The sequence below is a fragment of the Dyella sp. AtDHG13 genome (genome assembly GCF_003201105.1).
Classification (GTDB): Bacteria; Pseudomonadota; Gammaproteobacteria; order Xanthomonadales; family Rhodanobacteraceae; genus Dyella; species Dyella jiangningensis_B.
On the sequence record NZ_QICJ01000017.1, the window covers coordinates 20109 to 34614 of the forward strand.

Consider the following 14506-nt stretch of genomic DNA (forward strand, 5'->3'; position numbering starts at 1 on the left):
CTCACCGTGTTTTCGCATCCAGCCAGCCGCCTGTGAAGCCGGCGCGTTCCAGGCCCTTGCGGACGTACGGGTTCTTGCGCATCACGTTCCACACGAAGCCGCTGCGCCAGTTCTCGATCATCAGCACGATGGGGCCCTGGTCGATGCCGATCTGCTTGTCGTCGGCCCAGCCCATGCCTTTCACCACGCGGCCCTCCTTCGGTGCGGCGCCGGTGTCATAGCTGGGGTTGAAGGCGTCGACGAACCCGTACTTGCCATAGATGGCGTCACCGTAGCGCTTCTTCATCTCCAGCAGCGCGGGCACCACGATCTCCGGTGCGAACGCGATGGAGCCGCCGGCGGCGGTGGGGGCGATGGTACCGTCATCGGAGATGTAGTCGAGCCCCGCGCCGCGCGCGGTATAGCCGTAGAACGCGCGCGTGCTGCCGTCGTCGCGCTTCACCACCGCGTCGCCCGGACCATTGCAGGCGGTCAGGCCCCACACGTTCTCGCCATAGCCTTCCCAGTGATTGGGGTTGGCCATCGCGTACGAACGCTGGGCGTAGGTGGCCTGGCGGCTGTTCTGGAAGTAGTCGGTCTGGTGGTCGCGGCTCCAGGCGTCCTGGATGCCGCGGAAGTCGACCCACGCATGACTGTACTGGTGGCCGAACAGCGGCGCGAAGTTGAGGAAGGTGCGCCCCTGGAACTCGCCCCACTGCTTGGGATACGTGCTGGCCCACGCCTGCCATGCATCGTCGCTCACCGGGTGCGTGGGCGAACCCATCGCCAGCACATACACCAGCATGCCTTCGTCATAGCCCTTCCAGTTGGAGTGGATGAACTGACCGCCAGGCGTCCAGCCCATGCTGATCAGCGGCGCCTTGGGCTGCATCCAGGTCCAGTCCACGCGGCGGTAGATGGCGTCGGCCAGCGCGCGGATCTGCTTTTCCTTGGCGTTGGAGCGGTCGAAATAGGTCTGCGAGAACAGCACGCCGCCGAGCAGCAGCGTGGTATCCACGCTCGACAGCTCGACCCAGCGCGAATAGCGCTTGCCGGTCTTCATGTCGAGGAAGTGATAGAAGAAGCCGTGGTAGCCGGTGGCGCCGTCTTCGCTGTCGTCCTGCGTGGCGTCGTTGAAGAAGCGCAGCGTGGCGAGCGCGCGGTCCACCGCCTGCTCGCGCGTGACGTAGCCGCGCTCCACGCCCACGCCGTAGGCGGTGAGCGCAAAGCCAACCGAGGCGATGCTGGCGAACGAGTCGCCGGGCCAGTGATCCGGCACCAGCCCGGTGGTCGGGTCCGCGCTGTCCCAGAACCATTGGAAAGTGCGGTGTTCCAGTTCGTCGATGGCGGCGCGCTGGTCCTTGGGCAGGGCCTGGTACTTGAGCGTGGGCGCATCGTCCGGCGCCGCGGTGGCGACGCCGGCTGCCAGCACGAGCGCGCCGGCTAGAAGAGCGTGGAGGAATCGTTTGCGCATGATCCGGTGTCCTTTCGAGGCCCGGCAATATTCCAGCGAATCCGCCGCGAGGATATCGACCGGGCTCTCAAAGAGAGGCCCGCAACGCGCGGGCCTCGAAATGCCATCGTCCTGACAGCTTGGGGGGTGCCACTTAGAAGTTGATGCCTGCGGTGACCTTGAGGGTGCGCGGATAGCCGGTGATCTCGCCGGTGGGGTTGTAGATCACCTGGCGCCGGGTCACCTGGCCGTTCGTGCCAATGCTCTGGATGTAGTCGACGTAGTTGTTCCAGTTGAACGCATTGAGCAGGTCGATGCGCACGTAGCCATTGAAGTTGCCCCAGATCTTGAAGTTCTTCGTGGCCTGTAGATCGAGATCGCGATAACCGAACACCTTGCCGCCGATCAGGAAGCGCCCCGTGCCAGGCGGCTGGATCGAGAAGTTCAGGCAGCCACCGCCATTGACCGTGCCGTTATCCACGCCCGTGGGTGGCGCCCAGCCGCAGGACAGGCCAAGGCTCGGAATCGGCGTGGCCAAGGTCAGCTTGCCGCCGAACACGAAGCCCCACGGACCATCGAGCGAACCGGTGGCCACGAAGCGATGCTTGGCGAGGGCGGCATCGGTGAACGGGTACTTGCCGATGGTCTCGTAGTCGAACGCGTACTGGTCGGTGGGATCCTGGTTGTCGTTGTTCTGCACGGCATTGGTGTAGGTGTACGCGAACGACGCGCTCCAGTGCGAATCGGTGGTGTATGGCTTTTCCGCCGACAGCAGGATCTGGTTGGTCTTGGTCTTCAGGCCGTTGTTGCCGATGATCAGGCTGCCATAGCCCGGAATACCGAAGCTCCACGGCTGGCTGCCATTTTTCCAGAAGCTGCCATCCGGGTAGCGGTTACCCAGCGTGTACACGATGCCGTCGTGGCTCTTGATGTTCACGAAGGCGATGCTGGTGTTCCACTCACCGATCTTGTTGCGCATGCCGATGCTCAGCTGATCGGAATACGGCGCCTTCAGGTTGTTGTTGATCATGTCCACTTCCTTGCCCGCGTTGCTTCCAGCAACGAGCGCTTGCAAGGCCGGGATGCTCAGGTAGGCCGGGTTCCACGCCAGGCAGGTGGCGCTCGGCGTGCAAGGCACCAACGGTGTATTGAAGTTGAGCGTGGGTTGCGACAGCACCGACTTGGTCTGCTCGACCTGCAGAGATTCGTACAGGTTGCGGTCGTACGAACGGCCCCAGCCGCCGAAGATCACGTGCTCTTCGTCGCCGAACAGGTCATTGGAGAAACCGATGCGCGGCTGGATCTCGTTCTTCTGCGCCTTGCGGTTGTTGCCGGTGCTGATGTAGTCGTTGATGTTCACGCCGCCCTTGGCGAGCGTCTGCGCGTAGGTCTGCCCGGCGGGCGCGTTCGGATCCTGCGAGTTGATCGCCGCGATGACCGATGCCGGCGTCACGTAGTTGAGGTACGAAGGCGTTTCCTCGTAGTCCCAGCGCACGCCGAGGTTGAAGGTCCAGTGGTCGTCCACCTGCCAGTCGTCCTGGATGTAGGTGCCGAACTGCTTGTCGCGGCTGGTCGCCACCGGGCTCACGCCCGGCACCGGCGAGCCGAACTGGATCTTGTACGGTATCGATTCCGTGCCGTCCGGTCCCACCGCGTACGTCGCCAGCGCATTGGTGTCGCCGGCGTCCTGCGCGGTGAGCTTCACCGACTTGAACTTCACGCCCATCTTGATGACGTGGTCGCCATGCCACTGCACGTCGTTGAGGGTGAAGTCGTCGGAGATGGCCGGCCCTTTCTGGCCCTTGTTCTGGAACGACAGCGGCGAGGCGCCGTCGACGATCAGCGGCTGGTTCTGGTTGTTGTACGCCGTGTACTCCGCGCCCACGCCCGTGATGATCGGCGTCGGCGTGTAGTACGCATCTTCATACGTCGCCTGCAGGCGGTTGAACCAGCTGTCGGTGCTGTGATCCCAGCGGATGTCGAAGCGCTTGTCGGTGTTGCGCGTGTTGAGCGCGGTGTTGGCCGTCTGCTGCGCGCCAATGCCGCTGATGGCGGTTTCGTCGCGGTACTTGCCGCTCACCTCGATGCGGTCGCGGTCCGTCGGCTCCCAGTCCACCTTGCCGAACCAGTTGTTTTCCCGGAACGGCAGGCTTGCCGGGCCGATTTCGTTCTTCACGCTCTGCGGCAGGTTGGGCCAGAAGCTGGAATCGCCCGCCGGCACGACGGTGATCGGGCTGTCGAACTCCTTGCCTTCGTAGGCAATGTAGAAATGCGCCTTGTCCTTGAGGATGGGGCCGCCGAGATCGAAACCGTAGTCCTTCTCGTGCGAAGCGACCTTGGTGCCGGTTGCCTCTTCCGACGGCGTCTTGGCGCGCATGGGGCCATTGGTGAAGCTGCCGAACACGTCGCCGTGGAACTGGTTGGTACCCGACTTGGTCTCGGCGGTAATGGCCGCGCTGGAGAGCTGGTCGTACTCGGCCTTGTAGTTGGAGGTGATGACCTTGTACTCGGCCACGGCCAACTGCGGGAACGGATTGCCCTGGCTGTTGTTCTGGCCGGTAACGCCGCCGGGCAGCACGTAGTTCTTCTGGCCCACGCCGTCGATGTAGACGTTGATGTTGGAGCTGGCCTGCGCGCCGGAGCGCAGGCTGGTGTTGCCGTTGGCGTCACGCGTGAACACCATGCCCGGCACCGTGTCGGCGAACTCGAGGAAGTTGCGCGACGCGGCCGGCGTGGTTTCGATCTGGCGCAGGGACACCAGCGAGCCCACTTCGGAGGTCTTCACTTCCTGCAGCGTGGTGGCCGAGACGGTTACGCCACTGAGGTTCTGCGCGTTGGCTTCGGCCGGCGCGGCAGCGGCCGCGGCCTGCTGCGCGCTGAGGTTCAAGGTGAACACCGAGGCCACCGTCACGGTGACGGTGCGTTCGGTGCCAGGCCCGGCGCTCACCTGATAGGTGCCCGGCGGCAGCCCGACCAGCGCGTAGCTGCCGGCCTTGTCGGTGTGCGTGCGCCGCGTGGAGCCGGTGGCGGTGTTCTTGGCGACCACGTCGACGTCGGCGGGGCCCTGGCCGCGGATGGTCGCGTCCGAGCTCTGCGCCCAGCCGATGACGGGCACGGAAGAGGCCATCGCGAGTGCGATGGCAGCAGCTAGTAAACGTTTACTTTTCTGAGTTTGAGTCGTCATCTGGTTCTCCCCTCCCACAAAGGCCGCCGCTCAGACGAGCGCCGGAGGATGTTTCGTTGCAACGTTGGTCTGCGGTGCGCCACACGACTCGCGCGCGACCACGTCGCAACGGAGGGTGCGGGTATGAGGGCCGTCGAGGCGGCCCTTGCCTTCCATGAGCTCGGTGAGCAGGAGCAGCGCGCTCTTGCCCAGGTCTGCGATGTTGACGCTCACGGTACTGAGCGAAGGCGTGACGTACCGTGCGATGAGAATGTCGTCGAATCCCGCGAGCGCGATGTCCTGCGGCACGCGCACGCCGGCTTCCTTGAAGGCGTAGAGGCAGCCCACCGCCATCATGTCGTTGGCGGCGAACACGGCGCGCGGGCGCGTGGCCTGCGCAAGCAGTTCGCGGCCGGCGCGATAGCCCGATTCCTCGGTGAAGTCGCCGGCGACGATGGTGAGCGGCGCCTTGGGCGCGAACCGCGCCATCGCCGCGCGATAGCCCTTCTCGCGCTCCTGCGCGTCGTAGTTGCCGGCGGGGCCAGTGACGAAGGCCACCGAGCCGTGGCCGGCATCGAGCAGGTGCTTCACCATCGCCTGCGCGCCGGCGATGTTGTCCATGTTGATCGCCGGATAGCGCGGGTTGTCCACCGGGCTGTCCAGCAACACCACGGGCAGGTCCGCGGGCACGTTCTGTTCGAGGAACGCGCCGTCGACGAACTCGGAAAGGATGATCATGCCGTCCACGCGGCCGCGCATGGTGCGCACGGCGGCCGCCGCGTCGTCCACGCCGTCGTGCGAGCTGGAAACCAGCAGATGCAGGCCGCGCGCGCGCGCGGCGAGGTCGATGCCGCGGATCAGTTCGGAGAAGAACTCGCCATAGAGATCCGGCAGCACCGCGCCGATGGTGTGGGTGCGGCCGGTGATGAGGCTGCGCGCGGCGTTGTCGGGCACGTAATGCAGCCTGGCGGCGGCCTTACGCACGGCGTCCTGCGTTTCCGCGGTGACACCGCCCAGGCCGTTGAGCACGCGCGACACCGAGGCGATCGAGACCTTCGCCTCGCGCGCCACATCCTTGATGGTGGCCTTCTTGGTGGTCACATCGGCTCCTGGGACACGTCAGCAGAAGAACGTTCCTCGGCGTGCGCGGCGGAACGTAAACGTTTTCATCAAAACTTGTAAAGTCACCATATCAGAGGATTTTCGCTGCACCGCAATAGTTCGCGGGCGAAATTTCCGCGCCTTGTCGCGCACGCACGCGGCCGCTGCGGCTCTCGCGGCGCAACATCGATCGTTTAATTTTCGGAAGGATTAACCCTGCGGCCGTCAGCCTTGTCCGCCCTTTCTGTGGGAAAACATCCAGGGCCAAAGCTCGGGCGTCGCATAGGCGGGCGCCCAGGAAGCGTGGTTCACGCCGGGGAATTCGGTGTAGCGGACTTCGCCGCCGGCCTTGATCAATGCCTGGTTCATGGCGCGCGAATCGGCCGGCGGCACCTGGTCGTCGAGCGAGCCGTGGAAGAGCCACACCGCCGTCGGCTTCACCTTGCCGGCCACCCACGCATACGGGTCGGCGTGCTCGGGGATGCCGTAGACCTTCAGCTCCGGCATGTCGTCCAGCCCGCGGACGCCGCCGCAGATCACCGCGGCGGCGGCGAACATGCCGGGGTGATCCACGGCGATCTGCCACACGCCGTAACCGCCCATGGAAAGGCCCGTGAGATAGAGCCGCGCGCGATCGCCGTGGTAGTCGCGGATGCTCTTTTCCAGCGCGGCCATGGCGGCGCGCTCGCTCTCGCCGCTCCATACGGTGTCGTCCGGCGCCTGCGGCGCCACCACCACGGCGGGGAAATCGGCGCCGTGCTCCTTCAGCCACGGCGGCAGGCCCTGCTTCAACTGCGCCTGGTTGTCACTGCCCCGCTCGCCGCTGCCATGCAGGAACAGCACCACCGGCCAAGCGCGGTCCGCATTCCAGTCGCGCGGAACAAACACCTGGAAGGCATGGCGATGGCCATCCACCGTCACCGCGTCGGCGACGAAATGCGCATCGGCTGCGTGTGCCGTCGATGCCATGCCCAGCAGCAAGGCTGCCGTCCAACCCAGATGCTTCGTCGTCATGCCGTTCTCCCGCGTGAGGTACGCGGGAGAGTAGCGGGCGGGCGACGGATCAGGCCAGCGCGGCCAGCACCTGCTCGGTGGAACGCACGCGGCCCAGGCGCGGGAAGATGTTCTCCACGGCGAAACGATGCTGATCGGCGTGGGTGGAGCTCATCGCATCCTCGACCAGCACCTGATGGAAGCCCAGCTCGAAGGCGTGGCGGGCGGTGGACTCCACGCCGATATTGGTGGACACGCCGCCCAGCACGATCTGGGTGATGCCTCGGCGGCGCAGCTGCAACTCCAGCTCGGTGCCGTAGAAGGCGCCCCACTGGCGCTTGGTGATGTGGATGTCGCTGTCCGAGGCGTGGAGTTCGTCGGCGTATTCCATCCAGTTGGCCGGCAGCGTCATGTTGCGCGGCGGCTCGTCGGTCAGCGGGCGCAGCATGTCGGCGCCGTCGGCGGACCAGCCCACGCGCACCAGCACCACCGGCGCCTTGAGCTCGCGGAAACGGGCGGCCAGGCGACCGGCGCGGGCGTTCACGTCGGCGCTGGAATGCGGCCCGCCGGCGAACGCCGCAATGCCTTTCTGCAGGTCGATCAGCACGAGCGCGGTGGTGCGGGGATCAAGCTTTTCCATCGGAAACTCCAGGGATATGCAGGGATTGGGCGGGCATCAGCGTAGAATCGGCCACGACCATGCCATGTCGGCCACGGGCCGGAAATCGTCGCTATGTGAGGGCAGCCTCACATTGGAGTTTATGAGGATGTCCTCACAAAAGACAAGCCAGGGCGGCCGTGCGCCCAGCCGCCGCCGTGGCCACGAACGGGTGGCGACGCTGCTCTCCGCCGCATCGGCCTGCTTCGTCGAAAAAGGTTTCGACGCCACCACCATGACCGAGATCGCCGCCCGCGCGGAGGCCTCGATCGGCTCGCTCTACCAGTTCTTCCCCACCAAGGAGGCGCTAGCCGAGGCGCTGCTGGGCGAGCACGCCAACGGCCTGAACGAGCGCATGGAGCGGCTGGTCGCGCAGACGCCGGACTGGACGACGGAAGAACTTGCGGCGCGGCTCGTGCGCACCTTCGTGGACTACCGCAAGCAGCACCCCGCCATGGTCGCGCTTACCGAGGCCGCCGGCTCCCTGCCCTCCATGCTGGGTCGCACCATTCGCCAGCGCATGCGCGATTACCTCAGCCAGATCCTTGCGATCCACGCGCCGCATATTCCCGCAGGCGAACTTCGCCCCGCGGCCATGGTGGTGCAGCAGATGATGAAAGCCGCCGTGGCGCTCGAAAGCGAGCAGCCGGCGACGCTGCGCAAGGCCGCGCAAATCCAGTTGCAGCAAGCCCTGGCGCTGTATCTCGTCGAACTCGCCTCGCGACGCTGAGAACACCGCTTCTCGCGCGCGTGCCATGCACGCGCGAGGCGTCCAGCCGTATGGACGTCCGAATGTGCATCGCGCCACGCGATTTGAAAGTTTTCAAAAGAAACTGTTGACAACCCGTTAGACCGCCCATTAGGGTCGGTTGCATGTCGCAGCGCAACAGCCACGATCGCATTGCCGAACCGATTGGTCCCCCGACCATCGACGGCGCGCTGCGCCTTCGCAACAACCTCCTTCTTGCCCTTGCACTCGTACTCCTTATTACCAACGGAGGTGCGGGCTGAGGGCGTGTGTCCAGGTAACTAGAAAAACCACCTGAATACGACCAAAGAACCCCGCACCCGGAAACGGATGCGGGGTTTTTTGTTGCCCACGGCGCGTGCCAGCGGAGCCAGCAATGACCCCAGAAACCACCAGCAACGAGAGCAGCGACGTGGGCGACGTAGCCGCCGAACGCGTGCGCATCTTCGACACCACCCTGCGCGATGGCGAGCAGGCGCCCGGCTTTTCGATGGATCGCCGCGCCAAGCTGCGCATGGCGCATGCACTCGAAGCGCTGGGCGTGGACGTGCTGGAGGCCGGCTTTCCCAGCGCCTCGCCGGACGACTTCGCCTCCGTCGCGGAAATCGCCCGCGTGCTGCGCGGCCCGACGGTCTGCGGCCTGGCGCGCTGCGTGGACGGCGACATCGACGCCTGCGGCCGCGCGCTGCAGGGCGCGCGCCACTCGCGCATCCACCTGTTCCTGTCCACCAGCCCGCTGCATCGCGAACACAAGCTCAACATGAGCAAACAGCAGGTGATCGACACCGCCTGCGCCGCCATCGAGCGGGCGAAACAGCTGTGCCACGAGGTGGAGTTCTCCGCCGAGGACGCCATGCGCACCGAGCCGGATTACCTGGTCGAGGTGTTCAGCGCGGCCATTGCCGCCGGCGCCACCACCGTCAACGCGCCCGACACCGTCGGCTACACCACGCCCGCCGAGATCGCCGAGCGCTTCGCCTACCTGCGCAAGCACGTGCGCGGCGCGGAGCACGTGGTGTTCTCCAGCCATTGCCACGATGACCTGGGCATGGCGGTGGCCAACAGCCTCGCCGCCGTGTCGGCCGGCGCGCGCCAGGTGGAATGCACCATCAACGGCATCGGCGAGCGCGCCGGCAATGCCTCGCTGGAAGAAATCGTGATGGCGCTGCGCGTGCGCCCCGCCTACTACGGCGTGGAAACCGGCATCGACACGCGCAAGCTCTATCCCACCTCGCGCCTGCTGACGCAGCTCACCGGCCAGGCCGTGCCGCGCAACAAGGCCGTCGTGGGCGACAACGCGTTCGCGCACGAGTCGGGCATCCACCAGCACGGCATGCTCAAGCATCGCGGCACCTACGAAATCATGCGTCCGCAGGACGTGGGCATGGGCGAGACCAAGCTGGTGCTGGGCAAGCATTCCGGCCGCCACGCGCTGCGCCAGCGGCTGCAGGCCATGGGCCATGACACCGACGAGGCCGCGATGGACGGCATCTTCGCGCGCTTCAAGGCGCTGGCCGACAAGAAGCGCGAAGTGCACGACGAAGACCTGGAAGCCATCGCGCTGGGCATGGACCCGGAGGCGACCGGCCCGTGGCGCATCGTGCAGCTCAACACCAATTCGCACCTGGGCGGCAGCGCGTCGGCGTCGGTGAAGCTGTCGCACGACAACGGCGAGGAAGTGGGCGAAGCCGCCATCGGCGACGGCCCCGTGGACGCCGTGCTGCGCGCCATCGAGCGCGCCACCGGCACCACGCTGGACGTCACCCAGTTCCTGGTGCGCGCCGTGAGCGAAGGCGGCGATGCGCAGGGCCAGGCCAACCTCACCGCCCGCCACGCCGAGCGCGACTGGCGCGGCCAGGGCGTGAGCACCGACATCATCGAAGCGACCGCGCATGCCGCGCTCGCCATCGTCAACCGCATCGAACGACAAGCCGCCAACCGCAGCGATGCCAGTGAAGAGTGCGACCAGGGAAGGCCGCTTTTTGACCTTCGCGCGAATGGACGCGCGCAAAAGGAGATCACCCGATGACTACGCCCTTTCTCTGGCACAACGGCCAGATCAAACCCTGGACCGAGGCGACGGTCCACGTCAGCACCCACGCCCTGCACTACGGCTCCTCGGTCTTCGAAGGCGAACGCGTCTACGCCACGCCGCAGGGCCCGGCCTATTTCCGCCTCGCCGACCACACGCGCCGCCTGTTCGAATCCGCGCGCGTCTACGAGATCGAGATCGGCTACAGCGAGGACGAGATCAACGCCGCCTGCCACGAAGTGATCCGCGCGAACCGCATGAAGTCGGCCTACGTGCGTCCCATCGTGTTCCGCGGCGCCGGCGGCCTGGGCGTGCTGCCCAAGGGCGACTCGCCGGTGGATGTGGCGATCATGGCGCTGGAATGGGGCGCTTATCTCGGCGACGCCATCGAGCACGGCGCGGACGTGTGTGTGTCCTCATGGCATCGCCCGGCGCCGAACACGCTGCCGAGCTGGGCCAAGGCCGGCGGCAATTACCTGAGCAGCCAACTGATCGCGCTTGAGGCGCGCCGCGGCGGTTACGCCGAAGGCATCGCGCTGGGCCACAACGGCCTGCTGAGCGAAGGCGCGGGCGAAAACCTGTTCCTGGTGAAGAACGGCAAGCTGCTCACGCCGCCGACCAGCGCGGGCATCCTGGCCGGCATCACGCGCGAGTCGGTGATCACCTTGGCCGGCGAGCTGGGCATCACCGTGGAAGAACGCGACCTGCCGCGCGAGGCGCTGTACACCGCCGACGAAATCTTCATGACCGGCACCGCTGCCGAAATCACGCCGGTGCGTTCGGTGGATCGCAAGCAGGTGGGCGCAGGTCGGCCGGGCGACATCACGCGCGCGCTGCAGAAGGCCTTCTTCGGGTTGTTCGACGGCACCACGGAAGACAAATGGAATTGGTTAGTGCCCGTGCAGGTCGACGCCGCGCAGGAGGCTGCGTAATGGCCAAGACCCTGTTCGAAAAAATCTGGGACGCGCACGTCGTCGCCGCTGAAAGCAGCGACACGCCGGCCATCCTCTACATCGACCTGCACCTGGTGCACGAAGTCACCTCGCCGCAGGCCTTCAGCGAACTGCGCGAGCGCGGCCTGAAACTGCGCCGCCCGGATCGCATGCTGGCCACGCTGGATCATTCCACGCCCACGCTGCCCACCGCCGCCAATGGCGAACGCCCCTACGCCAACGCGGAGGCCAAGGCGCAAGTCGAACAGCTGGAGAAGAACTGCCGCGAATTCGGCGTGGAACTGCATGGTTGGGACAGCAGCGACCGCGGCATCGTGCACGTGTTCGGCCCGGAGCTGGGGGCGACGCAGCCGGGCATGACCATCGTGTGCGGCGACAGCCACACTTCCACCCACGGTGCGTTCGGCGCGCTGGCGTTCGGCATCGGCACCACCGAAGTCGGCCATGTGATGGCCACGCAGTGCCTGCTCCAGCGCAAGGCGAAGACGCTGGCGATCCACGTCGACGGTGAGCTGCCCGCAGGCGTGGGCGCGAAGGACCTGATCCTGCACATCATCGGCGAGATCGGCGTGGACGGCGGCACCGGCCATGTCATCGAGTACCGCGGCAAGGCCATCGAGAAGTTGTCGATGGAAGAGCGCATGACGGTGTGCAACATGTCGATCGAAGCGGGCGCGCGCGCTGGCCTGATCGCACCGGACGACACCACCTTCGCCTGGCTGAAAGGCCGCCCGCGCGCACCGCAGGGCGCTGCGTGGGACGAAGCCGTCGCACGCTGGAAGGCGCTGCGCACCGACGACGGCGCCGTGTACGACCGCGAAGTGCGCATCGACGCCAGCAAGATCCGCCCCACGGTGACATACGGCACGCATCCGGGCATGGCGATTGCCATGGACGCGCCGGTGCCGGCCGCGCGCAATCCGCAGGAAAAGCGCGCGCTCGACTACATGAAGAGCGAAGCGGGCAAGCCGATGCAGGGCACGCCGGTGGACGTGGTGTTCGTCGGCAGCTGCACCAACTCGCGCCTTTCCGACCTGCGCGAAGCGGCCCACGTGCTGCGCGGCCGCCGCGTGGCCGAGGGCGTGCGCATGCTGGTGGTGCCGGGCTCCGAAGCCGTGCGCCGCGATGCGGAAAGCGAGGGCCTGCATCACGTGTTCACCGCCGCCGGCGCCGAGTGGCGCGAGCCGGGCTGCTCCATGTGCATCGCCATGAATGGCGATTTCGCGCAGCCGGGCCAGCTGGTGGTGAGCACCTCGAACCGCAATTTCGAAGGCCGCCAGGGCAAGGGCGCGCGCACGGTGCTCGCAAGCCCCGCCACGGCGGCCGCATCCGCCGTCGCCGGGCGCATCGCCGATCCGCGCGAGTACATGACGGAGGTGGCGGCATGAAGGCGCGGTCTTTTCTTCCTCTCCCCTCCGGGGAGAGGACCGAGGTGAGGGGCCAATCTAGCCTCAGTCAAACCTCAAAGCGCGCTTCGTTCAGCGCCACTGCAAGCACCCGCCCCTCACCCCAACCCTCTCCCCGGAGGGGAGAGGGAGCCAAAGCGCGCGCTGCGTGCTGTTGTCCGGAGACCTGTTAATGCGCCCCGTCACCCGCCTCCACTCCCGCACCGCCGTGCTGCCGGACGAGAACATCGATACCGACCGCATCATTCCCGCGCGCTTCCTCACCACCACGGAGCGCGCCGGCCTGGGCAAGCTCTGTTTCAACGACTGGCGCTACCAGGCCGACGGCCGCGACAACCCGGCGTTTCCGCTGAACCAGCCGCAGGCGAAGGGCTGTTCCATCCTGGTCGCCGGGCGCAACTTCGGTTGCGGTTCCTCGCGCGAGCACGCGCCGTGGGCGCTGCTGGATTACGGCATCCATGCCGTGTTGTGCAGCGAGATCGCGGACATCTTCCGCAACAACGCGCTGAAGAACGGCCTGCTCGCCATCGTGCTGGACGAAGCCGAGCACCGCTGGCTGCTCGCCAACCCCGGCATCGAGCTGACCATCGACGTGCGCGAGCAGTACATCGCGCTGCCGGATGGCGGCCACATCCGCTTCCAGCTCGAACCCTTCGCACGCCACTGCCTGCTCAACGGCGTGGACCAGCTGGGCTACCTACTCCAGCACGCCGATTTGATTGATGCGTTCATCCGTGACCGCGAAGGTCAAGAAGCGGCCATCCATGACCGCACTCCTCAACAAGAGCCTCGTTCTGCCGGAGTCACCCTATGAGAGCGCACATCGTCACCCTGCCCGGCGACGGCGTCGGCCCCGAAGTCACCGCAGCGGCCGTGGCCGTGCTCGACGCGGTCGCCGCGCACTACGACCACCATTTCCATTTTGAGGAACACCTGATCGGCGGCTGCGCCATCGACGCCACCGGCGAGCCGCTGCCGCAGGCATCGCTGGACGCCTGCAAGGCCGCCGACGCCGTGTTGCTCGGCGCCGTGGGCGGCCCGAAGTGGTCTGACCCGAATGCACCGGTGCGACCCGAGCAGGGCCTGCTGGCGCTGCGCGCCGCGCTGGGCGTGTACGCCAACCTGCGTCCGCTGCAGGTGCATCCGGCATTGGCCGAGCTGTCGCCGCTGAAGAACGAGAAGCTGAAGAACGTCGACGTGCTGTTCGTGCGCGAACTCACCGGCGGCGCGTACTTCGGCGCCAAGACGCGCACCATCGACACCGCCACCGACGAGTGCAAGTACACCGTGGCCGAGGTGGAGCGCGTGACGCGCCGTGCATTCCAGCTGGCGCGCGAGCGCCGCAAGCACGTCACCTCGGTGGACAAGGCCAACGTGCTGGAAACCTCGCGCCTGTGGCGCAGCACGGTGCAGCGCATCGCGGCGGAATTCCCGGACGTGAAGCTGGAACACCAGCTGGTCGATTCCATGGCCATGCTGCTGCTGACCCAGCCGGGCAAGTACGACGTGGTGGTCACCGAGAACCTGTTCGGCGACATCCTCACTGACGAAGCCGCCGCGCTGGCCGGTTCGCTGGGCCTGCTGCCCTCGGCATCGCTGGGCGAAGCCAAGGCCGGCCTGTACGAACCCATCCACGGTTCCGCGCCGGACATCGCCGGCCAGGGCGTGGCCAATCCCACCGGCGCGATCCTCTCCGCCGCCATGCTGCTGCGCCATTCGCTGGGCCTGGAAGAAGAAGCGAGCACGGTGGAAGCCGCCGTTGCCGAAGTGCTGGAACGCGGCCCGCACACGCGCGACATCGGCGGCACGGGCGGCACGAAGGACGTGCTGGACGCCGTGCTGGCGGCCATCGACGAACACGCCTGCAATGCGGCGGCGTTCCTGCGCTGGGGGCGGGCATGCGGTTGAATCCGGCCACTTCGCTCATCGCCCCCTCACCGTCATCCCAGCGAAAGCTGGGATCCAGTGACTTTCCGCACGTCACGAAGGCGCTGGATTACTCGCTTTGCTCGCCCCTCCG

At 66.6% G+C, this 14506-nt stretch carries 12 protein-coding genes; 7 read left to right on the forward strand and 5 right to left on the reverse strand.

Features of this window, described 5'->3' with window-relative positions; translation table 11 throughout:
• Position 1 precedes the first annotated feature (1 nt).
• From BDW41_RS21130 to BDW41_RS21150, 5 genes are all read right to left on the reverse strand, one after another.
• Positions 2-1453, reverse strand: a complete 1452-nt coding sequence (locus tag BDW41_RS21130; RefSeq protein ID WP_074548451.1) for a glucoamylase family protein — start codon at positions 1451-1453, stop codon at positions 2-4.
• Between the two features lie 133 nt (positions 1454-1586).
• Complete coding sequence (locus tag BDW41_RS21135) at positions 1587-4559, reverse strand: TonB-dependent receptor (protein ID WP_110301682.1); 2973 nt, start codon at positions 4557-4559, stop codon at positions 1587-1589.
• Positions 4560-4646: 87 nt separating this feature from the next.
• The gene (locus tag BDW41_RS21140; protein ID WP_074548447.1) at positions 4647-5696 is read right to left on the reverse strand and encodes a LacI family DNA-binding transcriptional regulator; all 1050 of its coding nucleotides are present in this window, start codon (positions 5694-5696) and stop codon (positions 4647-4649) included.
• A 225-nt stretch (positions 5697-5921) separates the two neighbouring features.
• Complete coding sequence (locus tag BDW41_RS21145) at positions 5922-6710, reverse strand: prolyl oligopeptidase family serine peptidase (RefSeq protein WP_074548445.1); 789 nt, start codon at positions 6708-6710, stop codon at positions 5922-5924.
• Positions 6711-6759: 49 nt separating this feature from the next.
• Positions 6760-7329, reverse strand: a complete 570-nt coding sequence (locus BDW41_RS21150; protein WP_074548444.1) for a hydrolase — start codon at positions 7327-7329, stop codon at positions 6760-6762.
• Between the two features lie 127 nt (positions 7330-7456).
• Here BDW41_RS21150 and BDW41_RS21155 point away from each other — a divergent pair, with 127 nt between their 5' ends.
• The 7 genes from BDW41_RS21155 (at position 7457) to leuB (ending at position 14394) form a co-directional block, all read left to right on the forward strand.
• On the forward strand, positions 7457-8077 hold the full coding sequence (locus tag BDW41_RS21155) for a TetR/AcrR family transcriptional regulator (protein WP_199535408.1): 621 nt from the start codon (positions 7457-7459) through the stop codon (positions 8075-8077).
• 143 nt (positions 8078-8220) lie between these two features.
• Positions 8221-8358: a hypothetical protein gene (locus tag BDW41_RS23445; protein WP_158537021.1), complete on the forward strand. Its 138-nt coding sequence runs from the start codon at positions 8221-8223 to the stop codon at positions 8356-8358.
• A 113-nt stretch (positions 8359-8471) separates the two neighbouring features.
• On the forward strand, positions 8472-10124 hold the full coding sequence (locus tag BDW41_RS21160; RefSeq protein ID WP_074548440.1) for a 2-isopropylmalate synthase: 1653 nt from the start codon (positions 8472-8474) through the stop codon (positions 10122-10124).
• Entirely contained in the window at positions 10121-11059 is a 939-nt protein-coding gene (locus BDW41_RS21165) for a branched-chain amino acid transaminase (RefSeq protein WP_074548438.1), read from the forward strand. Before BDW41_RS21160 ends, BDW41_RS21165 begins: the two co-directional genes overlap by 4 nt.
• Positions 11059-12468, forward strand: a complete 1410-nt coding sequence (gene leuC, locus BDW41_RS21170; RefSeq protein ID WP_074548436.1) for a 3-isopropylmalate dehydratase large subunit — start codon at positions 11059-11061, stop codon at positions 12466-12468. The genes BDW41_RS21165 and leuC overlap by 1 nt, the downstream gene beginning before the upstream one ends.
• A gap of 190 nt (positions 12469-12658) precedes the next feature.
• The gene (gene leuD / locus BDW41_RS21175; protein ID WP_074548434.1) at positions 12659-13300 is read left to right on the forward strand and encodes a 3-isopropylmalate dehydratase small subunit; all 642 of its coding nucleotides are present in this window, start codon (positions 12659-12661) and stop codon (positions 13298-13300) included.
• Complete coding sequence (leuB, locus tag BDW41_RS21180) at positions 13297-14394, forward strand: 3-isopropylmalate dehydrogenase (RefSeq protein ID WP_074548432.1); 1098 nt, start codon at positions 13297-13299, stop codon at positions 14392-14394. The genes leuD and leuB overlap by 4 nt, the downstream gene beginning before the upstream one ends.
• Positions 14395-14506 lie beyond the last annotated feature (112 nt).

What these genes read in the sequence shown, in the direction of transcription:
- BDW41_RS21165 (WP_074548438.1), top strand. Translation starts at nt 10,121, where the DNA reads ATGACTACGCCCTTTCTCTGGCACAACGGCCAGATCAAACCCTGGACC.
- BDW41_RS21135 (WP_110301682.1), bottom strand. Translation starts at nt 4,559, where the DNA reads ATGGCCTCTTCCGTGCCCGTCATCGGCTGGGCGCAGAGCTCGGACGCG.
- BDW41_RS21145 (WP_074548445.1), bottom strand. Translation starts at nt 6,710, where the DNA reads ATGACGACGAAGCATCTGGGTTGGACGGCAGCCTTGCTGCTGGGCATG.
- BDW41_RS21150 (WP_074548444.1), bottom strand. Translation starts at nt 7,329, where the DNA reads ATGGAAAAGCTTGATCCCCGCACCACCGCGCTCGTGCTGATCGACCTG.
- leuD (WP_074548434.1), top strand. Translation starts at nt 12,659, where the DNA reads ATGCGCCCCGTCACCCGCCTCCACTCCCGCACCGCCGTGCTGCCGGAC.
- BDW41_RS21130 (WP_074548451.1), bottom strand. Translation starts at nt 1,453, where the DNA reads ATGCGCAAACGATTCCTCCACGCTCTTCTAGCCGGCGCGCTCGTGCTG.
- BDW41_RS23445 (WP_158537021.1), top strand. Translation starts at nt 8,221, where the DNA reads ATGTCGCAGCGCAACAGCCACGATCGCATTGCCGAACCGATTGGTCCC.
- BDW41_RS21155 (WP_199535408.1), top strand. Translation starts at nt 7,457, where the DNA reads ATGTCCTCACAAAAGACAAGCCAGGGCGGCCGTGCGCCCAGCCGCCGC.
- BDW41_RS21160 (WP_074548440.1), top strand. Translation starts at nt 8,472, where the DNA reads ATGACCCCAGAAACCACCAGCAACGAGAGCAGCGACGTGGGCGACGTA.
- leuB (WP_074548432.1), top strand. Translation starts at nt 13,297, where the DNA reads ATGAGAGCGCACATCGTCACCCTGCCCGGCGACGGCGTCGGCCCCGAA.
- leuC (WP_074548436.1), top strand. Translation starts at nt 11,059, where the DNA reads ATGGCCAAGACCCTGTTCGAAAAAATCTGGGACGCGCACGTCGTCGCC.